35 protein-coding genes are annotated in these 23,150 nt (G+C 28.8%); all 35 read right to left on the bottom strand.

Annotated elements, in window-relative coordinates; genetic code table 11:
- Positions 1–14 precede the first annotated feature (14 nt).
- The 35 genes from Ctaglu_RS16740 to Ctaglu_RS16570 all read right to left on the bottom strand — a co-directional run bounded on the left by Ctaglu_RS16740 (position 15) and on the right by Ctaglu_RS16570 (position 22,991).
- Positions 15–1,460 (bottom strand): hypothetical protein, encoded by a 1,446-nt coding sequence (locus Ctaglu_RS16740; RefSeq protein ID WP_125003765.1) that lies wholly within the window; start codon positions 1,458–1,460, stop codon positions 15–17.
- 15 nt (positions 1,461–1,475) lie between these two features.
- Positions 1,476–1,994 carry a YorH family phage-derived protein gene (locus Ctaglu_RS16735; RefSeq protein WP_125003763.1) on the bottom strand — a complete coding sequence of 173 codons (519 nt, stop codon included), beginning with the start codon at positions 1,992–1,994 and terminating at the stop codon, positions 1,476–1,478.
- A gap of 59 nt (positions 1,995–2,053) precedes the next feature.
- Positions 2,054–3,211: a DEAD/DEAH box helicase family protein gene (locus Ctaglu_RS16730; protein ID WP_125003761.1), complete on the bottom strand. Its 1,158-nt coding sequence runs from the start codon at positions 3,209–3,211 to the stop codon at positions 2,054–2,056.
- Between the two features lie 74 nt (positions 3,212–3,285).
- Positions 3,286–4,527, bottom strand: coding sequence for a hypothetical protein (locus Ctaglu_RS16725; protein WP_125003759.1), 1,242 nt, complete (start codon positions 4,525–4,527; stop codon positions 3,286–3,288).
- Positions 4,528–4,952: 425 nt separating this feature from the next.
- Positions 4,953–5,345: a hypothetical protein gene (locus tag Ctaglu_RS16720; RefSeq protein WP_185732765.1), complete on the bottom strand. Its 393-nt coding sequence runs from the start codon at positions 5,343–5,345 to the stop codon at positions 4,953–4,955.
- A 111-nt stretch (positions 5,346–5,456) separates the two neighbouring features.
- Positions 5,457–5,729, bottom strand: a complete 273-nt coding sequence (locus tag Ctaglu_RS16715) for a hypothetical protein (RefSeq protein WP_125003757.1) — start codon at positions 5,727–5,729, stop codon at positions 5,457–5,459.
- A 28-nt stretch (positions 5,730–5,757) separates the two neighbouring features.
- A complete protein-coding gene (locus Ctaglu_RS16710) occupies positions 5,758–6,042 on the bottom strand; it encodes a hypothetical protein (RefSeq protein ID WP_125003755.1) in 285 nt (94 codons plus the stop codon).
- Position 6,043: 1 nt separating this feature from the next.
- The gene (locus Ctaglu_RS16705) at positions 6,044–6,568 is read right to left on the bottom strand and encodes a Holliday junction resolvase RecU (RefSeq protein ID WP_125003753.1); all 525 of its coding nucleotides are present in this window, start codon (positions 6,566–6,568) and stop codon (positions 6,044–6,046) included.
- Positions 6,569–6,614: 46 nt separating this feature from the next.
- Entirely contained in the window at positions 6,615–7,373 is a 759-nt protein-coding gene (locus Ctaglu_RS16700; protein WP_125003751.1) for a vWA domain-containing protein, read from the bottom strand.
- Between the two features lie 118 nt (positions 7,374–7,491).
- Entirely contained in the window at positions 7,492–7,755 is a 264-nt protein-coding gene (locus Ctaglu_RS16695; protein WP_125003749.1) for a hypothetical protein, read from the bottom strand.
- A 112-nt stretch (positions 7,756–7,867) separates the two neighbouring features.
- Positions 7,868–9,097 (bottom strand): hypothetical protein, encoded by a 1,230-nt coding sequence (locus Ctaglu_RS16690; RefSeq protein WP_125003747.1) that lies wholly within the window; start codon positions 9,095–9,097, stop codon positions 7,868–7,870.
- A 1-nt stretch (position 9,098) separates the two neighbouring features.
- A complete protein-coding gene (gene nadE, locus Ctaglu_RS16685; RefSeq protein WP_125003745.1) occupies positions 9,099–9,857 on the bottom strand; it encodes an NAD(+) synthase in 759 nt (252 codons plus the stop codon).
- Position 9,858: 1 nt separating this feature from the next.
- Positions 9,859–10,260, bottom strand: coding sequence for a hypothetical protein (locus tag Ctaglu_RS16680; protein ID WP_125003743.1), 402 nt, complete (start codon positions 10,258–10,260; stop codon positions 9,859–9,861).
- A gap of 18 nt (positions 10,261–10,278) precedes the next feature.
- Positions 10,279–11,067 carry an NUMOD4 motif-containing HNH endonuclease gene (locus tag Ctaglu_RS16675; protein WP_125003741.1) on the bottom strand — a complete coding sequence of 263 codons (789 nt, stop codon included), beginning with the start codon at positions 11,065–11,067 and terminating at the stop codon, positions 10,279–10,281.
- Positions 11,064–12,785 carry a nicotinate phosphoribosyltransferase gene (locus Ctaglu_RS16670; protein ID WP_125003739.1) on the bottom strand — a complete coding sequence of 574 codons (1,722 nt, stop codon included), beginning with the start codon at positions 12,783–12,785 and terminating at the stop codon, positions 11,064–11,066. Before Ctaglu_RS16670 ends, Ctaglu_RS16675 begins: the two co-directional genes overlap by 4 nt.
- Position 12,786: 1 nt before the next feature.
- A complete protein-coding gene (locus tag Ctaglu_RS16665) occupies positions 12,787–13,338 on the bottom strand; it encodes a cysteine hydrolase family protein (protein WP_125003737.1) in 552 nt (183 codons plus the stop codon).
- Entirely contained in the window at positions 13,339–14,139 is an 801-nt protein-coding gene (locus Ctaglu_RS16660; protein ID WP_125003735.1) for a phosphoribosyltransferase family protein, read from the bottom strand. It lies immediately after the preceding gene.
- Positions 14,140–14,255: 116 nt separating this feature from the next.
- Entirely contained in the window at positions 14,256–14,657 is a 402-nt protein-coding gene (locus Ctaglu_RS16655; protein WP_125003733.1) for a hypothetical protein, read from the bottom strand.
- Between the two features lie 33 nt (positions 14,658–14,690).
- Positions 14,691–15,314, bottom strand: a complete 624-nt coding sequence (locus Ctaglu_RS16650; protein WP_125003731.1) for a SprT-like domain-containing protein — start codon at positions 15,312–15,314, stop codon at positions 14,691–14,693.
- Between the two features lie 35 nt (positions 15,315–15,349).
- On the bottom strand, positions 15,350–15,922 hold the full coding sequence (locus tag Ctaglu_RS16645; RefSeq protein ID WP_125003729.1) for a hypothetical protein: 573 nt from the start codon (positions 15,920–15,922) through the stop codon (positions 15,350–15,352).
- 26 nt (positions 15,923–15,948) lie between these two features.
- Positions 15,949–16,131: a hypothetical protein gene (locus tag Ctaglu_RS16640; RefSeq protein WP_125003727.1), complete on the bottom strand. Its 183-nt coding sequence runs from the start codon at positions 16,129–16,131 to the stop codon at positions 15,949–15,951.
- A 23-nt stretch (positions 16,132–16,154) separates the two neighbouring features.
- The gene (locus tag Ctaglu_RS16635; protein WP_148097595.1) at positions 16,155–16,388 is read right to left on the bottom strand and encodes a hypothetical protein; all 234 of its coding nucleotides are present in this window, start codon (positions 16,386–16,388) and stop codon (positions 16,155–16,157) included.
- 24 nt (positions 16,389–16,412) lie between these two features.
- Complete coding sequence (locus tag Ctaglu_RS16630; protein WP_125003723.1) at positions 16,413–16,667, bottom strand: Vmc-like lipoprotein signal peptide domain-containing protein; 255 nt, start codon at positions 16,665–16,667, stop codon at positions 16,413–16,415.
- Position 16,668: 1 nt separating this feature from the next.
- Complete coding sequence (locus Ctaglu_RS16625; protein ID WP_125003721.1) at positions 16,669–16,908, bottom strand: hypothetical protein; 240 nt, start codon at positions 16,906–16,908, stop codon at positions 16,669–16,671.
- A gap of 93 nt (positions 16,909–17,001) precedes the next feature.
- Positions 17,002–17,334: a hypothetical protein gene (locus Ctaglu_RS16620; RefSeq protein ID WP_125003719.1), complete on the bottom strand. Its 333-nt coding sequence runs from the start codon at positions 17,332–17,334 to the stop codon at positions 17,002–17,004.
- A 35-nt stretch (positions 17,335–17,369) separates the two neighbouring features.
- Positions 17,370–17,822, bottom strand: coding sequence for an HNH endonuclease (locus Ctaglu_RS16615; protein ID WP_125003717.1), 453 nt, complete (start codon positions 17,820–17,822; stop codon positions 17,370–17,372).
- Between the two features lie 46 nt (positions 17,823–17,868).
- Positions 17,869–18,048 (bottom strand): hypothetical protein, encoded by a 180-nt coding sequence (locus Ctaglu_RS16610; protein ID WP_125003715.1) that lies wholly within the window; start codon positions 18,046–18,048, stop codon positions 17,869–17,871.
- Between the two features lie 96 nt (positions 18,049–18,144).
- Positions 18,145–18,588, bottom strand: a complete 444-nt coding sequence (locus Ctaglu_RS16605) for a DUF1653 domain-containing protein (protein ID WP_233439835.1) — start codon at positions 18,586–18,588, stop codon at positions 18,145–18,147.
- Positions 18,589–18,656: 68 nt separating this feature from the next.
- Entirely contained in the window at positions 18,657–19,241 is a 585-nt protein-coding gene (locus tag Ctaglu_RS16600; RefSeq protein WP_125003713.1) for a hypothetical protein, read from the bottom strand.
- A gap of 71 nt (positions 19,242–19,312) precedes the next feature.
- Entirely contained in the window at positions 19,313–19,510 is a 198-nt protein-coding gene (locus Ctaglu_RS16595) for a hypothetical protein (protein ID WP_125003711.1), read from the bottom strand.
- A 48-nt stretch (positions 19,511–19,558) separates the two neighbouring features.
- Positions 19,559–21,400: a hypothetical protein gene (locus tag Ctaglu_RS16590; protein WP_125003709.1), complete on the bottom strand. Its 1,842-nt coding sequence runs from the start codon at positions 21,398–21,400 to the stop codon at positions 19,559–19,561.
- Positions 21,401–21,439: 39 nt separating this feature from the next.
- A complete protein-coding gene (locus Ctaglu_RS16585; protein WP_125003707.1) occupies positions 21,440–21,646 on the bottom strand; it encodes a hypothetical protein in 207 nt (68 codons plus the stop codon).
- A 41-nt stretch (positions 21,647–21,687) separates the two neighbouring features.
- Complete coding sequence (locus Ctaglu_RS16580) at positions 21,688–21,876, bottom strand: hypothetical protein (protein WP_125003705.1); 189 nt, start codon at positions 21,874–21,876, stop codon at positions 21,688–21,690.
- An 81-nt stretch (positions 21,877–21,957) separates the two neighbouring features.
- On the bottom strand, positions 21,958–22,776 hold the full coding sequence (locus Ctaglu_RS16575) for a DNA adenine methylase (RefSeq protein ID WP_185732764.1): 819 nt from the start codon (positions 22,774–22,776) through the stop codon (positions 21,958–21,960).
- Entirely contained in the window at positions 22,776–22,991 is a 216-nt protein-coding gene (locus Ctaglu_RS16570; protein WP_125003701.1) for a hypothetical protein, read from the bottom strand. Before Ctaglu_RS16570 ends, Ctaglu_RS16575 begins: the two co-directional genes overlap by 1 nt.
- Between the last annotated feature and the right edge of the window lie 159 nt (positions 22,992–23,150).

Raw genomic sequence — 23,150 nt, 5'->3', positions numbered from 1 at the left:
CCTATTCTCCTATCCTAAAAGCGATTTTTACTTGAAACAGTAGAACATGTAGCTATTTCATTCCACTTATTTGCATATCCGATAAATTCATATATTATTGCAGTTCCTACTTCATCATTTCTTGTTTTGAAGTGGAAGAATATTTTATATTTTTTATCTTTATTTAATGTGACCATTTCTTTTTCACTTGTGAATTTTCCATGAGAATCTTTTTTTAATCTATAAGGTTTTATATCACATGGCTCTCCCTCATATTCATCATCCCATAAATCTCTAAAACCAATCATTTCAGAAAATACTTCTGCTACTTGCTTACCATTACTTAAGCATTCATTATCAATGATTCGTATTTTATTTTTTAATGACGGGGATAGCTGAAATGTGATTACTCCTGCAATATTGTTTTTAGAACATATTTGGAATATATCTTTAGAATCTTGAATAAGAGACATCCAAGTATTAGCATCTCCCTCACCCGAATATTTCATTGTGTCATACAATAGGACTTCTAACCCTGTTTTAGATAATTTTTTCACTACTTTTTTTACCTTTCCCATATCATAATCATAGAGTTTAACAAATTTAATATATGGAGAGTATTCTTCTTTTATAATCTTTCTAGCTTTCTCCACCATTTCTCTATCTTCATCACTCCAAGTTCCTGCTTTGAACTTTTTCCTTGTTAATTTCCAGTAATCTAATCTTTCAGTTATTACATATGTTTGTAGGAGCATTTTATAAACCATTGACCTTTGCTCATTTGCTACAATACAAGTTTTTATTTTTTGTTCGGCAATAGGAATTATTATATTTGCCATTGCAAAGGAACTTTTACCCCCATTAGTATAAGAACTAAACATTGTCAAATCACCTTTTGGTAATCCCATAGTTAAATAATTTAGTTTTGGACAGTGTTTTCCATAGTTTATTCCCATATTTTCACCGCTAAGGATATCGTCTATTTCTGCATCTGTTAAGTCTAAATCTTCAAATTCTATGTCCGTACAAATATTTATATCTATGTCACTGATTTGATATTCTATGTAATCTACTATTTGACTGCTATTCATTTTTAATATTTTATCCCAATGTAAATCAATATCTAAGATTCCTTTTTCTTTATATCTCTTTATTAAATTCCATTTAGTCCATTCATCAAAGATAGAATCGGCATTCCTAATGTCAACTATGTTTGATAATTCTTTTATGGTATTATATCCACCCATTGTTGTATATTTATCTAGTAATCCTAATGCCTCAATTTCTGTGCTAAAGGATACTTCATCAATAACTTCTATACCTTTAGCTACTAACCTCTCTGTCATACCTATGTAAAATAGAGCATCTTCACTTAACAATACTTTATTTATAGAATAATCTTCTAACAAACTGGGGTCTTTGAGTATTAATCCCGATAACATACCCTCTGCTCTTTTAATTTTATCATTTAAGTTATGCATATGTATTTCCCTCCATTAATCTAAAAAGTCGCTGATATCGGGTCTTTTCGTCTTTAATTTTTGTTCTTCATGAATATTCATAATGTCAACATCAACAATGTCTATTTTTGATTTTTCAAATAATTTAGCCATATCCTTTTGCTCTTGTTTATATTTATTTTGAACACTATTAATATTATTTGCAATTATTGTAACTATGTATTTTGTTTTAGCATATTCCGACTTCATTTGTTTATTATTTAAGCACCAGTTTATTTTATCTTCAAAATCCAAGAATGTCCTTTCTATAACAATAAAACTATAATATTTATGTATTTTATTTATTTCATTTTTCATCATTGGAATAGTAAATGGTTCATTAAGTATTTTTGAAACTGTTTGAAAGCATTTTTCTTGGTCTTGTAATTCTTTGATATTACTGTCATATTCTTCTTTCGTACAGTAATAGCTATTTATTTTACCATTAGAAACTTTATATGCATTATCTGTCTTTAAATCTGCTCTGCACACTTTACATTTACAAGCTCTTGCCATGATATCATTCTCCTTTATAAAAATAGAGGTAAGGGATATAACCCTCACCCCTTAAAGTATTATTTTATTAAAGCTATTATTTTGTCTAATGCATCCATTGCTATTGTTGCAGGGTCTTCAAAGTTTATAATTGTGTATTCTGCCATGATAGCTTGAAGCTTACTCATATCTAATTTACTTAAGTTAGATGTAATCATAGCTAGTTTTTCTTTCTTTAATTTACTTTCATCAATAGGCTTTTTAATTATTTTCTCCTTTATCTCTTCAACTTTCTTTTCTACCTTCTTGCTATCTTTCTTAGTTTCTACCACAGGAGAAGGCTCAGTTCCGTCAAGTACAGGATAAATTCCTATTTGCTTACCAATAGCAAGTTGTATTTCAGCAATTATATTATCACTGGTGAATTCACATTTATCAACTATGTATTTTAAATGAGATTTTAAATCTATTGCAAACTCTTCATCTCTAAAAGCTATTACCCTTTTTTCCGATGCAATTTTACCAACCTGTTTATTTTTCTTTGTAAATGCATCTTTCATTGTCTCTAAGTCTGTCATTTCCCTTACTGTATAAGCACACATTACCATACTTACTTTATCTTTAAGTGCCGTATAGTATTTATTATCTAAGTTAGAAGTGATTTGTTCAAATTCTACATCAGTCATTTGGTCTACCTTATTTTTTGATTTTGTATGTCCTATAAAGAATGGGCAAATTCCATGTTCTCTTAATTTAAAAACTGTATCTACTACCATTTCAACTGTTTTGTTTTCTCCTGCTTGATACCCCCCAAAACACCTTTTAATTGTGTCTACCTTATCACTTGGGTCTTTTACCTTTTTATTATTCATTTCAACTACTCTTGCTTCTGCTAATCTAAATATTTCATCTGTACTATCAATTCCAACCATTTTTAACTTGCTATAGTCGAATTTACCGTCTGTAAAGCCCTTATCTTTATCATCACAAAGTTGGTCTATAATTTCCTCTACATCTTCCCAAGTCTCTGCAACATCAGACCATAGATTACCTATATGTTCGGGTTTTGGTTCTTTCCCAATTGTTAAGTGCAAATATCCATATATACCAAATAATTTCTGACCCATTTCAACTACGGCAGTTGTTTTTCCTATTCCACCAATACCATTCATCAAATAGCTATAATCCTCAAATTTTGCACTTACTTGTCTAATTTCACCAATTTGTCTTCTACCCATATGTATAATCAATCTCCTTCAAATTTAAATTATTTTATATTTATTTATTATGTATAGGGAAGGGGGATTACCCCCTATTTTGAATTAAATAATTTTTTCATTAATATTTCTTGTTCTGTCAACTCTACAGGTTTTTCAGTATCGTCATCTTTTACGGCATCTGCCTTTTTAGTTGTATCTGCCTTTTTATCTGAATCATCTGCAACTAAGTAATCTGTAATATCTATTGCTTTAAATACTTCCACTGAACCATTTGGATAATTCTTTAAATCACCGTTAGAAACTCTTAGTTCAGTTATTCTATCTCCGTATATATTTCCTTTTGGAGCGAAGTCACTTAATTTATTTTTTCCAAATGTAATTGCTAGTTTTTGTTGGTCTGTTAACTTGCTTTCATCAAACTCTAATTTTTCACTACCGTTAATAATATTAATTTCTACACCCATTTTATGCATTTGTTTTTTATCTGTTATCTTGAAGGTGTCTTTCATAAAGTCTAACAACATTACGTGCTCGGGAATCTCTTCATCCACATTAGTGTAATCAATTACTACAGTTAGAGGATATAATTTATCTGCTCTTTTAACTCTATCCCCAACATATCCATTAACAATGAATTTCTTCATTTTTTTATCATCATCAATAGAATCTTTTTCGTAAAAGATATCTAAGTAAGCTTTTAATTGGTTCTCGTAACTAACAGGTACTATTTCTATGTAATTTGGTACATATTGAAGGTTATTCTTTCCATCATAGTAATTAGATTTTATATTACCAGTTGCTCTAATCTTATAACCTTTGAATAGAGGTAATGCTTGATTTAGGAATGTTATTGCATCTTTAATATGACAAAATTCAACTCTGTTTGTAGCTACTGCTCTAATTTGTTCATCATAGTCTTTAATTGCCACTTCATCCTCGGGTGTTTTATCTTCTGCTTTTTTAAACTCATGAGCATGTTTCTTATAAATTAACTTAGTATATTCTTTCTTCTTATCAAAATCTGTTTCTAAGTCAATAATTATTTTTACAAAATCAGAGGTCTTTTCAAAAGTGCTTGGTAAATTAGTATCTGCCAAGTTGATATCAAACATTTCTCCATCTTTACCTAGTAATTTACAAGTTTTTACTGTGTCTGTATGTATGTATTCCATAGTTACAAATTGAGCATTACTATCATCCTTAACCCCAATGTTTAACTTTGTTCTTGACCATTTACTTGCATCAGATAATTTCTTCACACTAAGTATTTCCTTACCCTGAGTTAATTCCCCTATAAAATCAAATCTACCATTCTTAAATAATTTTTCAGCCATATGTATAATCATTCTCCTCTTATTGTTTTATTTTTATGTTTTATTAATAGTTTAAAATATTTTTTGATTTGTTTCTTATTGAAGTGGGGCTTCTTGCCCGTGCAATTGGTTTAGTACCTTTCATTCTGACCACTCCTTACTCTATTATCATATCATAATTTGTGTTTTATGTCAAGTCGTTTTATAATTACTCTTTATGTTTAAAACTATTCATATAACCATTCTGCAAATTGTTCTAAATCATCATCAAATATAACACCGCTATCCTCTGCTTTTTTAAGAAAATCTTTTACAATTACCAGTTTCTCTTCATCATCCATTAATTTCTCCTCTCAACTTTTTTATTTTGTATCCTTCCGACATTTACTAGTATAGCATGAATTCTTATTGCTGTCAACATTTTATAATTGTTTTTAATAAGTAATTTAGATTTCTTCAAATATATCTTTTTCTCCATCAGTTAAACATTCATGACATATGATATTTCCTTCTTTGTTCATATAAAAAGTAGCTTCTTTAACAGAAAACTTTTTTGCACATCTGCTACAAATATATGTTATGTAATCTAATGGATTATAGCCACTGATATTTGTTCCCAAAACTTCTTCCATTTCATTGATTGTAATATCAGACACGTTTATTATGGTTAAATCCTCTTTTTCTAAAGTGCCATAGATGTTACTATTCTTACCCAGTAGTTCTCCAAACCACACATTACACCCAATAGCTGACTTAATTATTTTTTCATCTGCTATGAATATTCCTTCTACTGAGCCACTGGTATTACAACTGCTATAAAATTTATATAATTTTTTCATTTAATAAGCTCCTTTATATTGAAATCTTAGAATATTATCTATCCTAGAAACAAGTTACCAATGATACAGATAACTTCTTTCTAACATAGGGGTTGTCAGCCCCTTATAAATTTATGATGCCAAGAATATCCCACCCATTAATATAAATACACCTGCTATAATTGCTCCTAATTCACATAATACTATTTTAGCTATTCCTATTGCTATATCCATCGGAATCATAGGTGTAGCTTTTACCGCATCTATAATTTGAACTATACCACCTATAAACATTACCACCACACCGACATAAATGCCTAGCAAAATACCCCCTACAATTAATAATGACCCCATAATAGCTGAAACTGTGTTAAATGATAATTTTATCTTTTTCTTTTTAAACATAATTTAATCCCCTTTTTATAATTATTTTTTATTGTTCTATAACCCTAGTCCAAATTTTTTCTAAATTATAACGAATATTTATTTCATTCTTATAATCTAAACACAAAAATGAATGATTAGTTAAGGGTTGATAAATTTTTATAGCATCCTTGCTTTGAGCCTCTATATGAGTTAAATTTTCATTAAAGCTTGCTAAAGGAAACCAAGCTTGACCACTTAGTATATCTCCATTATTTGTTCCCAACAATACCATTCCAAATGTCCCATCCCTAAGTTCTAACCACATGCCTGTTTTTAAATCTGATTTTTTCATATTATGACACCCTTTTTTTATAATTCTTTTCTATATGTTCAATAAATTCAAAATCAATAACCTCTGTAGCATTACCAATATCACTAAACCATGCTAAAGGGATGCTTTTCCTACCTATTGTATCTTTAGTTTCTTGCATTTTTTCACTTGTTATAAGATAGCATTTATCAATTTCCTTAAACCATATCAAATAATATCCTAATCCACCACATTGCTCCCATACTTTAAAGAACTCAAATTGATGGTCTCCAATGTTTGCAAAAGGAAAGGATGTTACACTACTAGCTACGCTTTTGGCTTCAACTGTGATGGCTTGACCACACTGTAGTGTGCCTATAAAATCACAAATTGATTTTTGTTTAGGGAAAGCACTTACTATTCTTGCACCATTCCTAATTATTGAAAATTCTGTTGGTATTTTATATATGTATGCTCTGCCGTCTTTTTTATATGCATCTGCTTTCTTTTTTATTATATCTTCAAAATCTAGTCCCCTATTACTATGTGAACTTTTTACTTTAGCTATGTGAAAGACCTCCTAATTTGTATTATATATTTATTTTTTATGTAATTTATTTAATGATTCCTAATTTTTTTGCTTCTTTCTCCCATGATGGATATTCATTCATAGACATATCATATAATTTTTCATCTGATATTTTACTCATATCTTTTAATTTAAAGAAATTAGCATTATCAACTTTTCTGCCTTGCATAGTATCTAATTCACTTAAGAATCTAAAACTTTCATTCCCAATCCCTATAAATTGCCAAAATATATTATGATTTGAGGCTTCAATTATAGCTTGTTTTGCCTGTTCTCTGTCATTATTTTCACCATCTGTAATGAAAATTACAAAGGTAGGTATATTAGAGGGTTCTTCTTTTATGTATTTTTTAACAATATCCTTAATTACAGGGGCATAACTAGTGCCTCCCCAACTAATATCTTTCATTAGTACATTATCTACATATCCTTTAAAGTCTGTTTCTTTAATGGGTTTCATTCTTTTAAAATGATTGTTAAATGTCCATACATCTAATTCGCTATTATCATCTAATTTAATTGCTACGGGTAATAATCTTTCTATGGTTTCTTGAATTGTTCCATCATTATACAAATCTTGCATAGAATATGATTCATCAATTATTAATGAAACTCTAGCTACTGTGTTTTGCATGGATTTCTTTTCTAGTGATATTTTAAAAGTTTGTTTTCTTAAATCTATTTTTGAAGTACCTACATTACTATCCATTGAAGTAGCTATACTATTACATGCTGTCTCTTGCTTAGTTTCTTTTTTCTTAAACATATCGAATATTCCCATCATTAATCAATCTCCCCATTTTTTAGTATAGTTTATTTATACCGCATAAAATTAAAATTTGTTCTCCTATATTCTTTACATTATGTGAACGTATGTATTATAATATATATGAAACTCATATTTAAATATTCTTTCCAAATTTTTTATCATAATAATCAATTCTTGCCAGTTCATTTGCTAACTCAAAACATTTTTTACGAACATCTTTTGATAAACTGTTATATTTAACTTTACCCACACCTACAATATCCTCTTCTGAATTTGATTCTAAAAATGAAACAGTTACATGTCCATCTTTGCTTTTACAAAAAGTTATATAGTCTGTTTTTTGCCCATTAAGTATCATTTCTTCAATTGTTTTAAGTTTAATTTGGTTAACGCTCATATTAATGACCACCTTCGTAATTATTTTGGCTGACAACTTCTCTACTTTCTATAGTATACCACACATTAAGTTATTGTCAACCATTTTATAATTACTCTTTATTACTGTTTAATTATAGACTCTCAGCTAAATTTTTAGCTACTTTAGCATAGAAATCACTTCTAGCTCTCAATTCAGCTAGACATATTCCCTCACGATAGTTTAAGCTATCCTCTTCTAAACACCTAGCTATACCAATCCCCTTAATCCCATTACATTTGTTATTTAGATAAAACTCACAAATTATTTTATAGCCTTCTCTTCTATATTTTATCATAAACTCATGTTCTTTTTTCACATGTACTTTTAAAGTTGCTTCATTTATATCTAATAATTTTGTGCCATTAGCCTCTTCTGTTTGGTTTAATATGTAGAATCCTATATCTTCTTTAGCATTTCTATTTCTATCAATTTCTTCCAATTCAACAATTTTACCTTTTAATACATCAATTTTCTTTTGAGCTTTACTTTTATGTATTCCTTTAATCTGTGTAGTTTCTTTTGCTTCTTCTACTTTTGTATCTTCTAATAGTTCATAAACAAAGGCATTTGTCTCAATATTATCCCATGTAGTACCACTTGGGGCAGATTCCTTAAATCTAAAGGAATATTTCTTCTCATATCCACATTTATCTCCCTCACAACTATAATATTTACCAAACCCCACTGTAGCTATAACTTCATATTCTTTATAGACCAATAACACTTTCATCCCTAAAACTTCTGATTCCCTAACAGTTAGTAATTTGCCTCTCATATTTACAGTCTCCTCTGTTTTATCATTTTTGTTTGTACATTGTTCTGTTTTTCCCAATATTTTATATGTATTACCGTTTATCTTATTATACTCAGCTAGTGTAGTGATACTACAAAACCAATTCTTGTTACTTTTTAATACCTTTGCATATCCATTATAATTAAACTTAATTTCTCTTACTTCTCCCTCAGTCATATCATTTGTATGCCAAACTTTAGTTCCATTTTCTAATTGGTTAAGTTCCTCAAAGCTTAATAGTTTACCTTTCATTCCAGTGGTTTTATCTGTTTTATTACTTAATTCTTTAGTAGTGCCTACTTCCTCTATTACTTCATATGTATGACAATTACAATTAGTATAATCCTCTAATCCTTCTAAAATAAAGCAATTATCGTTATAATCATTTTTTAATACTCTTTTAAATCCTTTATAAGTTAACAACACTTTTCTAAGATTTCCTATAGGCACTTGCTTATTATAATGCCAAACTTTAGTACCTTCTGCTAATTGATTAACTTCCTCATAACTTAATTCTTTTCCTATCATTTTATCTATCTCCTTTTTGTATAATTATTTTTTTGAATGTTGGAATTGGATTGAACTTATGAAGACTAGCCTCATGTTTCCAAAATATATCCATATCTATTTTTTTATCACCACATGTACCATTATCCATGTATTCATTTAGTTGATGATAAGTAAAACCTAAATTTTCTTCATCTGACTTTGCACATAAACCATCACTAGGGATTTTATGCACTAAGTTATGGCTTATTCCTAAGTAATCTCCAATAGCTATAACTTCCTCTGTATCAAAGTCTGAAATAGGGTTAAAATCTGAACTTGAATCCCCAAATTTTGTTGTGTAGCCGACATATGACTCTGACTTATTTCCTGTTCCACAAACTCTATATCCTAATGTTTGACCTATTGCATATAATGTAGCCATTCGTATTCTAGGGGCTATATTTATTAAAGATTGGTCTGATAAGTATTGGAATTCTTGAATATTATCAACTAATCCATTAAAAGAATCTGCTATATTTACAATTGAATATTTAATATCCAAATCTTTTACAACTTTTAAACTATCTGAAATATCCTTTTGAACACCATTGGGCAGTAATACTCCATATACTCTGTCTTTACCTAAAGCCTCTACCAATAATGCACTTACTACTGTAGAATCCTTACCACCACTGATACCCAAAATTGCCCCCTTTGCAGATTTATTATTTTTAAAATATACCTGTATCCATTCAATCACTTTTTTAGTTTCCATTGCTACATTAAAATCTTTTTTCATTTTATAATCCCCTTTCAATCTCGTCTATTAATTTTAGTAATATATTGTATGTTTCTCGTAATGAGGCTCTATCATCTAGTAGTACATTATAGTAAAGTTTACCACCACTCGGAATGTTCAACCCTTTAATATTTTCATTTATAGAATCAAAGGGTATACTATTGGCTCTCAAATACGTTTTAATTGGTTCATGCCGTTCCTTACCCGAAACTGTGTACACAATGAAGTGAGCATGATTTTTCCACCTTTGTAGTAAGGAAATAACATTATCAAAAGTGCGACCTTCTCCGTGATAGTCAAAAACAGTTCCGTCAAAATCGTAGGCTATAATTATTTTTCTATGTGTTTTATATTCGTTTTTTAATCGGTTATATGTATTTTCTGTATTTAGGTAAAAATCCATATTAACTCCTTCAATATCTTATATTACTATTTTTTTGTTTTTTATTATATAAAAGTCTTTATACTTAGTCTTTGTTGCCTTTAATCGACTTACTGTTTTTTTATTCAACTTTACCCCTAAAACTGCTTCTGATTCCTGTTCCATAGCCACAAGGCCATCAAACCTTTTCAACAGATTGTTTTCTAAATTATATACATCAATATAAATTCTGCCACTGCTAACTCTTTTTTTAGGTTCTTGATTAATAATAGTTATGGATTCATTCCATGAACATCCTCTTTTTATTGCTGAAACATTGCTACTCGTGATATTATACATTTTTGAAATCTCCTTCTGTGAAAAAATTCCTCTATGTGCTAGTTTATATACCTCAATAGCCTCTTGTTCTGTCAACGTATGAAAAGCATTATGTTCCCCTTTTTGTGAAGGAGACAAGCCTGTCTCATGGGCATGCCTTGCGTTTTCCAGAGTTGTTACCCATTCTAAGTTGTCTACATGGTTGTTCTGTTTATCTCCATCTTTATGATTTACTATATCTTTTCCCTCTATTAAATCAATAAAATATAAAGCTACTAATCTGTGGGGTTTGACAGTTTTAGTTTTTTGATGATTCCACAAGCTAGTATATAAATATCCTTGTTTGCCTAATCTTAACTTTTTTAGCACTCCCTTTTCTTTTCTATGTACACCCAAAGAATTTACAGTCATTCTGTCTAAAGACCTAATATTTCCACAATTAGATATTTGGTATACTCCTTTATAGCCTTTTATATCTTTCCATATTTCTATCTTTCTATCTTCTATCAATTATTTCCACCGTTTAATTTGTTTCTAATCTCTTCCAAACTACATTCACTTTTCATTTCACCATTTTCAAATATTACTTTCAATAAATTTCCTTCGTAATTTTTTGCTTGGTTAATAGTTAATTCGTCTTTGCATGATATTATATTGTTTTCGTCTTTAAAAACCACACACATTCCCTTTTGACTCTTTTTAAAATTCCCACTATCGCTTTTTGGGTCTTTAAATATTTGAACCTCTTTACCATTAATTACTGCATGAGTTCCTTTGAGACAGAAACCATAAGTGTCACGGGATACCATGTTATAGGTAAAACTCCCTATGCCAAGCACAACGTTATTAGTTGCAAATCCTTTACGTGTTAATTGACCACATATATCTTCTGCTCTATCTAATGTAATACTATCTCCATATACACAACCTATATGACTATCTAACACCTTATACCCCTTAGCATTGATAGTACCTCCAAATAAATCCCATAAAGCTTCAACTGTGCCCTTTTGCTCAAGTGTTAATTCAACTTCTTTACATGATTTTATACTACTTCTATCTATATAGTAATACTGTTTATCATATCTATTCCACTCAAGGTCAATAATCATTTCATAATACTTTCCTTGAAACTTAAATATTCCTGTATTTTCATCAGAACCACATTCTCCATGTGGAGTATCATTACTTATTTCCTCGACTAAGCAGTCTTTCATATATCTTTTACACTCTTCAAGAGTTTTACAGTATTTATCATTCTCTAAATCAGTAATTTCACAACTTCCACATATTATTTTCACAGGGTCTCCACTATCTCCACGGATAACTATTTTACCATCTCTCTTTAGTATATCATCTTTTAGTATAGGCAAAGTATGTTCTATTAAACTCCAATAATCATAAGTGTCAGAAACTATACTTAATATGCCATTAGGATATACTTCATTAATCAACCTTTTATATCCGTCTATTTCTGCCCATCTACCATAAGAGCACATAACACTATGTTCTGTGGAAGGAGTTCCTAGACCAATTATATCTTTACCTAATTCACAATTATAATATTTTTCTAGGTAGAGGATGGCAGGAATTGTAGCAGAACCTTTGAAAGATAATAAATGACCGCTACTACTACTTTCAGCAGATTCTAAGCAAGACATTCCTCTCATGCTAAAATCACCGCAACTCATTTCAACATTTCCATCAACAACTGTTTTCTCATAATATTTATTCATGATTTTTCTGAATGCATGTCCTGTAGTTGCAGATGTGATTGGTAGCCATACATGACACGAAATAATTGTCTCTAAATAATTAACTAGCCATGCAAAATCATCATGAGTATTTGTAATAGAGAACATCGGAACTTTAATTGGAACTAGTGTACCCTCTTCTACTGCATTTATTTCTATCGGTAGATATCCTAAATCATGTAATCTTTCAATATGTAAAGTATCTGCATGTTCTGCTCCCATTGAATAACTTATAACTCTTTTATAATCCGCTATGACTTGTGCTTTTGGAAGATTAAAGAAATTATCATTGAAATAATCTATTAGATATTTCTTTATAAATCCTTGAAGTCCAAACATAACAACTTCATTCTCCTTTGTTCTAGTCATTCTTGGAGTCCAATAGGATACTAATTTAGTCATTCCATCAGCATAGCATTTATGATGAATAGTTTTATAGAAATCCGTTAATAACATTGGGTTTGTATTTTTCATATTATTTTGCCTCCCGATTAATTATTTTCATTTGTAAAGATTCCATAATATCTAAAGCCTTTTCATGTAAATCATCATCATTACTTGCACAACAAGAAGCATCAATTGTTATTTCTGCATTAGGAAAAGCAGTTTGAAATGATATTGCATTACTGATTACACATTTATCTGTTACAATTCCTATTATCTCAATTTCATCAATATTAATATCTTTTATTAATTTAAAAATATTTTGTCCTAATGCGAAGGTACTCTTATTCACATGGTCTCCATAACTTGCAGACTGGTCTAAATTTATAAATTTCTGTAATTTACCATATAATTTATGTCCAAATGTACCTTTCATACAATGTATAACTGGTAAATGTTTTCCTTCTCTAGTGGCAAGATAATCCTCATGGTGCGTATCATATGTAAACATTACATAATCTTTATTCTTCTGATATTCTTTAACTTTCTGATATATATTATTTTCTATTTCTATAGCTCTTAGAAAACCTAAACTGCCCACTACAAAGTCATTTTGGTAGTCAACAACTAATAACAACTTCATTTATATCAATCCTTTCACAACTTGAATTTTTTCATGTGATTTAGTAAGTATACTATCTGTTGTATAAATCTTTTTTATCAAATCTGTAGTTAATAATTCACCTTCAAATATAGTATCTTCACAATGAGTAACTACAAGGTAAATATCAGTTGCTCCAAGTTCTTTTAACTTCTCAGCACTTAGCATAAATGTACCACCTTTACTACATAAATCGTCTACTATTACCACACGGAATGAATTTAGTGTAGGGACTGTTCCTTCAATTGTTAATTTTTTTATTCTTCCTGTAGAAAAATCTCTTTCTTTATTTGCAGTTAATATCCTATCATATTTTATTTGTTTTGAGTAGCGTTTCAAAGCCCCTCCATCGGGATAAAATAGATAATCATTTTCTCCAAAGTTTAAATCTTTCATTAATTTTTCTGCAATATAGGAAGAGGTGTTAAAAACTTTTACTCTATTTAATAATGCAACACAAACATCTGAATGAGGTTCACTAATTACAACTCTATCAAAATTTAAATTATTAATTAAATCACACACATATTTTAAGGTGAACACTGTTTGACCCTCTGTTCTATCCATTCGGCTATAAGGCATATATAGAATTACTAATTCGCTTTTTACTGAGGTATTATCTAAATGTTTTGTTAAGAACATAAGATTCATTAAGTCCATATCATTTTCAAACTTTAAAATAATTGAATTGTTCTTTAAAATATTTAACCTATTTGAATCAATTAGAGTTTCGCCATTTGGAAATTGTTTAGTTTCAACTAATTTATTATTTAAATATATCATAATTTGCTCCTTCTATGTAGGTTTATTTTATAATTATGTTTTATTACTTGCTACTCCACTACTATACCACGATGTATTGTTCCTGTCAAGTCTTTTTAATTTCATTTTATTTTTATTTAATATGCTTCATATCTATAATTAGCATCCACTTTAAAACATTTTTCATTCTCAAAGTATCTAAATATTTCGGTGCTTATAGGGTTAATAAATAATTGTAGTTTTGTGATTTCTCTACTAGTTAAACATATCATACTTTCTACTTCATATATCTCAGTATTATTCATTAATAACTTACTATCGTTATCTCCATCTTGCTCCTTATCATAATCTTTAATAACTGGAATATCCAAATCTTCTACCATGCAAATAAAATCCTCAATTGAATCCTTAACACTACATACCCTACCATTAAATGCTATGTAATCATAATTTACTTCCATTGCTTTTTTTACACATGTAAGATAATCTGACGGAAACATTTTATGGGAATCAAATACTTCTCTCCAAGTTAATTTCATTATAATCCTCCTATAATATTTATTTTTTATGTATTACTTGCTTATTTTAATATATTCACAATCACAATCCATACATTTTACAATTAATTTTTCTTCAATGGATTTGAGTTCCTTACTACACTTTGGGCATTTGTACTTAAAAGTAGGTTTTCTTGGTTTTAGTTTAGCATCTTTGAATTCTTCTATACGTTTAATATTAAAAGCTTCTTCATCCAAACCCATTTCTTGTATTTCTGCCAATAAATTATCACTTAATGAAGTTTGTGAATACCCTGTTCGGCCTGCCTTTTCAACAATTAATCCAATTCTTTCTGCTTCTGTTTTAAAATGTTCATTATGCTTTTGAGAATGAGAATTGCAATCCTCAATGTTATGTTGATTATTTGCCAAATGAACAACCTCATGAATCAAAGTTTCTATTACCTCTTCATATGGGCTATCCAAACGATTAGATGTTATATTAATTTCATAGAAATGTTGGTCTATTTCATTGATTTTTCTTATCCATCTAGGTAAACAAGAACACCAACCATATATTATCTTTTTCTTATTTGGATTAGCTTGGACTGTGATTATGGGTGGTATTAACTCATTATTATAATGAGCCTCATTTATAAAATCAAAAGCAGTATGTAATTCATGTATTAGTTTATCCATTTATTAGTCTCCTTTATGTAAATTTTATTTTATAATTATTTCATTAAATTATGTATTTCAAAATCTGAATCCAAACATTCAATTCTAATCAAGCATTGGTTTGGTATTACTCCATTATTAATCATATCATCATAATATTCATTAATCTTATTGAAAATATAGTTTGGTATTGGAGACATATAACTTCTTTCTGTGTCTTTTTCAGTTATTATAGTCATATATATTTTATTTACACCATATTTATATGTTTCATTTAATAATTCGTGTACATCACTTATACATTCATTTTTATTATGGATTGACAACATAATTCCAGTATCCTTGTACTTTAAATTATTAACATTCTTTCTGATTATTTCATCAAAGCCACCATTGAATGCAAAAAGCTCTTTACCATTTTTAAAACCTGTACCTGCTCCTTCTAAATTTTGAAAATCTTTTTCTTTAAAATCATATATCATTCGGTCACATGTAATCTCTTTGTCATCCAATAAGTGTTTTATTTTTCTAGCCAAGAAAATCTCCACTTCCATACCACACTTATCCTTCAAATTTGCTATTTCTAAAGTTATTGTTTTCTCTGTTCCAATTATATTATTTTTAAACATTGTAACTAACTCCTTTTTACTCATTTTTATAATAAGTCTAACCCTAATTCATTTTTAAGTGAACCTACATGCTCTAATTTAACAACATCTATATTATAGACCTCTATATTATTAATAAAAGGCTGACACTTACTTTTGAGCATTTCTATATCATTCGCTTCTACTGTATGTGTTCTACCCTTAAGATAACTAATTCTTGCTTCTAGCATAATGTTATTACTCCTTCTGTAAATTATTCTTTCATAAGTCTTTGACCACAATGACTACAATACTTATCTACATAATTTAGTATTTGATGACATTCAGAACACCAAACTAATCCATTTTTATCTAATTCAATAGTTTGTGGCATCTTCTTTCCAAGTGCTTCACTAGCATGCTCCAAGGCTTTAAGTTCAGAAAAGGTCATACTATTATTTTTCCAATAAGTTACCATTTCATCTATGGTTTTCTTTGCATTTTCCACAGTCATATTTACTCCCATTATCATTTATTTCAAATCTGAAACAGATATTGTTATAGGATGTTGAAATCCATCAGTACCAACATATACAACCTTATTATGTTGAGTATCTTCATAAATCTCAATAGTTTTATCATCACAAACCGTTTGTACTCCACAATACTTTAAATAACTATTTTCACCTGCTTGTACGTGATTCTCCTTATTATTACAGGCAGTCACAATACTGCCTATGCCAATTCCCATTAAAATTGCTAAACTTAAGATTACTTTTTTCTTCATTTTATATCAACCCTTCCAAATCTTTAGATTCTATACAATATAAATTTTTGCCCATAGGAATCGCTTCGGGATAGAGAAGCTTTCCACTACTATCCTTTTCTACAAGTCTAATAAATAGATTTCCTGCCCAAAAGCTAGGAACTAAGTAATAGCAAGACGTTCTCTTCTTTTTTTCAACCTCGGTTTGATTCTTTACAATATATTTAAATACTAAAGTATCATTCTCTTTAATTTTCTTCATTGCCTCCCATACCTCAATCTCCAAATTAACTCATGCCCCTTTCATATTCCACGATATTTTCATATTACCTACTAATATTTTTTGAATTGTGACTTAAGATTTTTCAATATACCATTCTTTTTTTAATAAATCTTGATAGTAATTTGGTCTATAGCTCAAATAAACTAAAGCAAAATGTAAAGTTTCAAATTTAGGGTACGTTAAATATTGACCATATACTTTTATTCTTTTACCCTCTAACCCTGCTTCAAAAGCTTCTTGCCATGTAACTCCTATCTCGTCAGTTTCCTTTTCTAATTCAAAATTTTTACATGCTAAAGAGTTTGGAGATACCCTATAATTATATTTTTTACAATTAATCAATTCAGTTAAAGGTGATATTTTCACACTGTGATTACATGCTAAACAACAATTACCTTCCATCATTTCCTCCTAATTTTTATTATGTACTACAATCATATTTATATTAGATTATTACGCTTCTTACCATTACATGGTTCTGACATGGTTTGAAGATTTTCTAAATTATCAGTTCCACCTTTGCTACTGGGAATAGTATGGTCTTTAGTCATTAGAATCTCATTTCCATTTTTATCTACACTATATAGATTAAAATGATAAGTTGGCATAAATAAATCTCTCTCTTTATGAAAATATTGACCAACTAAATGGCATTTTTCACTACCACACATACAATTCAACCCTTTTGCAAAAGTATGATACCTAAGACTATTCATCGGAATTAAATCACCTTCAAAATCTTCTTTGCTTTCTTTTTTACCCCTAAAATTCACCTTTTTCAACACTTCTTCTATAGAATATTTTCTATCTAATTTTCTTGCCTTGCCACTTGGTAGTTTTATTTCATTTTCTCTAATGGGATAAATAATAGATTTACTTTTTTGCTTACTCATTTTATTCACTCCTTCGTATATCTAGTATGCTAAGTTACTAAGTCCTTTAATAGCATTGAATAACGTCTTTTTGAAATTTTTCAAATAATTTTAGTTCACCTCTTTCTTTCACTTCTTTTGCTAAATCATTTATCACTTTATTGTCTTGCATTCCCATGCACATATATGCTATTTGCATATTCCATGTTTTCTCAATCTCTTTTAACGTTAATTTTTTACAATCCATTAATTTGCTCCTTCCCGTTTACTTTGTCTTACAATTACTATTATAGCAGGTTCATTTGGTATGTCAAGTTATTTTATAATTGTTTTTCATAATTATTTAATCAAAAATCCATTCAAATCTATTTTCTTGCTCAACATCTGGATATTTTACTTTATCTACCATACTTATAAACATATTATATGGTCTTACATATATCTTATATTCTCCATATAGAGCTTTATAAACGACCATAGTTTCCCCTGTTTCAGTATGTTCAGACTTACTTAATACTTGATATTTAGCACCTTTAAAATGTCTATATATGCCCAATCTTAACGGTTGCTTATTTGATTTATGTAAAGAATCTATTGTAGAAATGACACAACTTTCATTATCCTCTTCTATACGTTTCATTAATTTTTCAATTTTAGACTTTTTATTTTTCAACTTGCTTTTGTTTAATATAGGTAAATAGTAATTAAAAAGTAATACTTTTGTTTTAATTCTTATTTCATATAATCCTGCAAGTAATAGGTTTTTTTCTTCTTTATTAATTATCATATATTTCTCCTTATTCTTTTTTGTACTTAATACCATTTATAATTATTATTAGACTATAGTGCCCCTTGTTAAAATCTATGATTTCTTTCTCTTCTTCTATCTCTTACTCTCCTTATTATATTAAATATTCCAAATACTATTATTAAAAATACTATAAAACTTAATATATCGTACCAAATAGAATACCTTGATGTAGCACCTGTAACTATTACATTAGTAGGATGTATTGAACCCTGTGACATAGATTGATATAACCAATAATGTGACCAATAGTTATTTCCATAATGAGGATTATAATAGGATGGGGTAAAATAAGTCCTGTAGGTTGGTCTAGCAAAAGAATTGTTAACATAAACTGTTTTTTTATTTATGATGGTTGTTTTGTTATTTATCACTTTAGTTGTTTGTTTCGGTTTTTGTTTTGGTTTTGGTTTTGAAGAACTACTTTTCTTTTGAGTTGTTTGATTAGCCACACTTTTTGCCTTTGGTTTACTTGATGAATTACTACTTACAGACCTAGAAACAGAACTCTTTGACGAACTTCTTGAAGAATGACTTGAAGAGTGTGACCCCTTTGCCATAACTATCTGTGTTGGGCATGCAATAATAAAACATAATGTTACTGATAATAATGATTTTTTAAATTTCTTCATTTGACACCTCTTTAATTTATTTTTGTTTTTTGTTATTCTCATGATATATTTGAAGTATGAATCATTTATTATTAATACCAGTTCCCATCAAAAGAATCATCTATACATACATTCTTAAAACAAGTAGTACATTCTAAATGTGAACACGCTTTTCTTTTTTTACCAGTCTTGTACATTACACCATTTATAATTTTAGTTTCTTCTTCTATAAACCATACTAGAACTAAATTTGAACCACATATTGAACAAGTTCCAAATCTTGATTGCATTTAATCACACCCTTTATTTTACATTTTATTCAAATCTCGATATATTATTTAAATCATACCTTGTCCTAATGTTATTAATACTTCCTGCATAAGTTCTTCTTTTTTCTTATCCTTGGTTAGCAGATATGCTTGGTCTATAATGTTATATATATTAGTCAATATAAACTTATAATCCAATAATGTTAGCTTAGTATCGTTGTTTCCCTCTAAGCCCCCTAAATCTATAATACTTCTATCTATGTACACCTTTTCGACTGAATGCCCTCTCAATACAGTTATACCACTTTCTATAATTTCATTTTTAATAGCTAGAGATTTCACTTCCACAATTTTCGTAACCATCAAATCTCCTATTACAAAGATATTGTGATTAAATCCTATAATTCTACTAATTAATTCAAATATCATTAAAGCTCTCTGCTCTGTTCCCTTTGCTTCTGTATTGTTCAAATATCCTGTGAGAGACACTGATTCAGTTAATTCAGAAATATGTAATACATTATCCGTCTCCTTCATTAACTGTAGAATTCCTACTTCTATTTTATTTCGTGCTACAATGACTTTTAAATTATAATGTCTAACCATATTAAGCCTAAACTCAAACTGGGAAATTTCATCAAAAGATAACCAAAAGACAGGTTCATCACCTTTTATAATTATTTCACCATTTTGTTCCTCAGTCTCTTCTTTTTTAATTTCGGGGATTTCTGTATGACTGGCTCTATAAGAAGAACTAGACTCATGCTCAACGATTCCTTTAGCTTGGGGTACTTCGTTTATAACTTCTGCCTTAATTACAACCTCTTCAATTTGGCTCTCTGATTGTTTATTGTTCTCTTCATTCAAGAATAATTGATAATTTTTGAAACTGCTTATATTTTTATTTTTACTTTTTGCTAAGGCTATATCTTTTAAATATTTTATATCTTTTTCATTTCGCCCCTTAAACGTAATAAATTTTAACTTATTTTTTAACTTGGTTCTATCAATGTAAAATGATATAGCATTGGAATAATTTCGTATTTCATTTTCATCACCATTTAATAATGAATCCTCACATAACATTTTTGCATATTCCCTAACTGTTTCTTTGAATATTTTACATTTAATATCTCTTATTATATCTTTTCTATCGGGTGCAGTTAGATTTAAAGTTTTATCATTGACATGTATATCTCCTTTTAAATAATTGGAGTCTTCTAATTTACATACTAATCTGCCCTTGTAAAAAATATTTATGTTATCTCCATAAGAATAATTATCTCCCAATGAAAGCCATCCCTTAAAATTATCTTCTTCAATTTGTATTTGAAATGGACTACCATCCCCTTCCAATAAGTCTTTTTTCTCCTGCAATTCATCATTATAATAAACATCTAAATTTTGAACATACTTCCCTAACATTTCAACTCTTTCTTTAATCTTAAATTCATATATGAAATTAAAATCAATATTATTTAACACCAATTTAAATCCATCATAATAATTGTCAACTTCTTCAATTAATATTTCTGTATTATTTGTATTAATCATTTTGTTAACATCAAAAGTTATATGTAAGTTTCCCGAGTATATTTCTATAAAATTGCTTATGGTTATGTTACTAAAGAATCCCATACCAAATGGATTTTCTGTATTTTTTACATCTTCATCCCAACCACTGTCGGCTATAGAGAATAGTGATTGAGGATTAGTTAATATTTGGCCATTATTCTCTATTGTTATAGTTTTATCCCAAAAATCAGTTGTAATCATTACTTTACTGGCCTTGGCTCTTTGGGCGTTTTGAATATCTTCATCTAAAAAACAAAAGATATCCTTAAATGTTGATTGCCTTAGTAATCTTAATTGATTTATCACATTTACTTTTAATTCTAGTTTATCAGTCATAATATATACCCCTTTTCTTTTTATTTAAAGCATTTTAAATTAAGCTACTATATACCATCCTTTTTGAAATGCTTCACTACTTCTATCCTTCCAACCATCGTAACCATCCTCTCTGTTGTCAAATTTATAATTATCTTCTGTATACATAATTCCACCTTTAATATATAAAAACTCATTGTCATCGAAATACATATGTGCTACCTTTTTACCCTGTTGCATTGCTAATAATGCTTCATTTTTACTCACTTTTAAAACTCCCTTAATTCATAATATTTTTGTAATGTGACTTATAATTGTTTATAAAACTTTGCATACCAATAATAATCACGTTCTTTATTCATAAGAGAGTCATCAGACCTTCTGACTTGACCGCTACACTCAACCCCTTGCAACTCCATATCTTTAACGTGTTGGTCTCTCTCCTCCTCAGAATCGTATTTATACTCACATATTATTGTTTTTGATAATTGTTTCATTAAAAATCCTCCTTCTTCATATTTTCATTATAAGAGTAAAGTCATACTACCTTGAACTCCTATTTTTATTGTATTACGTCACTAACTAACTTTACTAATATCTTCAATTTTATAATTTGTTATTATCAATTCACTATATTTTTTACAAGCATCTGACGTTCCACATACACTATAGTGGACTTGATTGTCCATGATATTAAATTCTTTAAATAATTCTCTTAGTTGTGGTTTATCATTACAAGTTAATATAAATCTATCCTTTAAATTACTCAATTTTGAATGTAATTTTACATATGATTCAATATTCCAAGTAGTGTTGTAATCATCCTCCGTAGTCTCTAAATAAGGTGGGTCTAAGAAGAAAATTCCTTTGCCATCTTTCCTATCATATTTGTTTAGTATATATTCCCAATCCGCATTTTCTATAAAAACATTTTGCAATCTTTCATTTAACTCTAAAAATTCAGCCATAAATTTATCATAATTTATCATTTTAATACCATCATTTCTAATTGCAAACGAGTTTTTATTTCTATTGATTCTTCCACCAAAACTAAGTTTTAGTAAATAGTAAAATATTTTAGCTTGTTGTATATCACTCTCGTACTGCTTAGTTTGATAGATTAAATCATACTCATTAAACAACTCCCTAGACTTCAAAGTAGTCTGTAAATCTTCAATCAGCTTATCGCACTTGCTTTTATCCTTAACAACTTTGTAAAAATTAATTAAATCACTATTAATATCATTCAAAACTTCAATTTTACTTGGCTCTTTATCAAGTAACACCCACCCAGCACCACCAAACACTTCAACATACTGATAGTTGTTAGGTAGCAATGACACTAATAATTTTTTAATATTTCTCTTACCTCCAACCCATTTTATAGGACTATTCATTACCATTTCACCAACCTTTTATTATTTATAAATGATATTATTTTCCCTACAACCAAAGGTATGAATTTATGCTTAGAAGATATAATTTCATAATCTTCATAGCCACTACTTGCAGTTTGTAAATACCAATACCGATTTTCGCCATCCTCTGAATCTTGACCATACGAATAATATTCTATATCCTTTAACTTTAAAAATTTATCATGTAATTTCATATTTTTCTCCTTTTGTTTGTCGTGATATCTTCATAGAACTAAACCGCTAAAAACGGTGGCAGACGAGTGCTAATCATATTAATTTAATTTTTACTTAAATAAAATATAAAGAAGTATCCTATTTGATTAAGATACTTCTTTATTATAATACACACTTCC

Origin of the sequence: Clostridium tagluense (genome assembly GCF_003865095.1) — a bacterium.
Lineage (GTDB): Bacteria > Bacillota > Clostridia > Clostridiales > Clostridiaceae > Clostridium_AD > Clostridium_AD tagluense.
Note: the sequence above shows the minus strand (reverse complement) of the source record. Positions and strands in the feature narration are given on the sequence as shown.

Coding starts and splice junctions, on each gene's coding strand:
- Ctaglu_RS16680 (WP_125003743.1), bottom strand. CDS start 10,260: ATGGATTTTTACCTAAATACAGAAAATACATATAACCGATTAAAAAAC.
- Ctaglu_RS16740 (WP_125003765.1), bottom strand. CDS start 1,460: ATGCATAACTTAAATGATAAAATTAAAAGAGCAGAGGGTATGTTATCG.
- Ctaglu_RS16575 (WP_185732764.1), bottom strand. CDS start 22,776: ATGAATAGTCCTATAAAATGGGTTGGAGGTAAGAGAAATATTAAAAAA.
- Ctaglu_RS16720 (WP_185732765.1), bottom strand. CDS start 5,345: ATGAAAAAATTATATAAATTTTATAGCAGTTGTAATACCAGTGGCTCA.
- Ctaglu_RS16670 (WP_125003739.1), bottom strand. CDS start 12,785: ATGAAAAATACAAACCCAATGTTATTAACGGATTTCTATAAAACTATT.
- nadE (WP_125003745.1), bottom strand. CDS start 9,857: ATGAAAAAAGATTTTAATGTAGCAATGGAAACTAAAAAAGTGATTGAA.
- Ctaglu_RS16580 (WP_125003705.1), bottom strand. CDS start 21,876: ATGAAACAATTATCAAAAACAATAATATGTGAGTATAAATACGATTCT.
- Ctaglu_RS16650 (WP_125003731.1), bottom strand. CDS start 15,314: ATGGATAAACTAATACATGAATTACATACTGCTTTTGATTTTATAAAT.
- Ctaglu_RS16570 (WP_125003701.1), bottom strand. CDS start 22,991: ATGAAATTACATGATAAATTTTTAAAGTTAAAGGATATAGAATATTAT.
- Ctaglu_RS16735 (WP_125003763.1), bottom strand. CDS start 1,994: ATGGCAAGAGCTTGTAAATGTAAAGTGTGCAGAGCAGATTTAAAGACA.
- Ctaglu_RS16715 (WP_125003757.1), bottom strand. CDS start 5,729: ATGTTTAAAAAGAAAAAGATAAAATTATCATTTAACACAGTTTCAGCT.
- Ctaglu_RS16590 (WP_125003709.1), bottom strand. CDS start 21,400: ATGACTGATAAACTAGAATTAAAAGTAAATGTGATAAATCAATTAAGA.
- Ctaglu_RS16645 (WP_125003729.1), bottom strand. CDS start 15,922: ATGTTTAAAAATAATATAATTGGAACAGAGAAAACAATAACTTTAGAA.
- Ctaglu_RS16690 (WP_125003747.1), bottom strand. CDS start 9,097: ATGATAGGAAAAGAATTAAGTTATGAGGAAGTTAATCAATTAGCAGAA.
- Ctaglu_RS16595 (WP_125003711.1), bottom strand. CDS start 19,510: ATGCAATCAAGATTTGGAACTTGTTCAATATGTGGTTCAAATTTAGTT.
- Ctaglu_RS16695 (WP_125003749.1), bottom strand. CDS start 7,755: ATGAGCGTTAACCAAATTAAACTTAAAACAATTGAAGAAATGATACTT.
- Ctaglu_RS16640 (WP_125003727.1), bottom strand. CDS start 16,131: ATGCTAGAAGCAAGAATTAGTTATCTTAAGGGTAGAACACATACAGTA.
- Ctaglu_RS16615 (WP_125003717.1), bottom strand. CDS start 17,822: ATGAGTAAGCAAAAAAGTAAATCTATTATTTATCCCATTAGAGAAAAT.
- Ctaglu_RS16725 (WP_125003759.1), bottom strand. CDS start 4,527: ATGGCTGAAAAATTATTTAAGAATGGTAGATTTGATTTTATAGGGGAA.
- Ctaglu_RS16605 (WP_233439835.1), bottom strand. CDS start 18,588: ATGATAATTAATAAAGAAGAAAAAAACCTATTACTTGCAGGATTATAT.
- Ctaglu_RS16710 (WP_125003755.1), bottom strand. CDS start 6,042: ATGAAAAAATCAGATTTAAAAACAGGCATGTGGTTAGAACTTAGGGAT.
- Ctaglu_RS16625 (WP_125003721.1), bottom strand. CDS start 16,908: ATGAAGAAAATTAAAGAGAATGATACTTTAGTATTTAAATATATTGTA.
- Ctaglu_RS16655 (WP_125003733.1), bottom strand. CDS start 14,657: ATGAAATTAACTTGGAGAGAAGTATTTGATTCCCATAAAATGTTTCCG.
- Ctaglu_RS16700 (WP_125003751.1), bottom strand. CDS start 7,373: ATGATGGGAATATTCGATATGTTTAAGAAAAAAGAAACTAAGCAAGAG.
- Ctaglu_RS16620 (WP_125003719.1), bottom strand. CDS start 17,334: ATGATGGAAGGTAATTGTTGTTTAGCATGTAATCACAGTGTGAAAATA.
- Ctaglu_RS16600 (WP_125003713.1), bottom strand. CDS start 19,241: ATGAAGAAATTTAAAAAATCATTATTATCAGTAACATTATGTTTTATT.
- Ctaglu_RS16730 (WP_125003761.1), bottom strand. CDS start 3,211: ATGGGTAGAAGACAAATTGGTGAAATTAGACAAGTAAGTGCAAAATTT.
- Ctaglu_RS16630 (WP_125003723.1), bottom strand. CDS start 16,667: ATGAAGAAAAAAGTAATCTTAAGTTTAGCAATTTTAATGGGAATTGGC.
- Ctaglu_RS16660 (WP_125003735.1), bottom strand. CDS start 14,139: ATGATATATTTAAATAATAAATTAGTTGAAACTAAACAATTTCCAAAT.
- Ctaglu_RS16665 (WP_125003737.1), bottom strand. CDS start 13,338: ATGAAGTTGTTATTAGTTGTTGACTACCAAAATGACTTTGTAGTGGGC.
- Ctaglu_RS16610 (WP_125003715.1), bottom strand. CDS start 18,048: ATGGATTGTAAAAAATTAACGTTAAAAGAGATTGAGAAAACATGGAAT.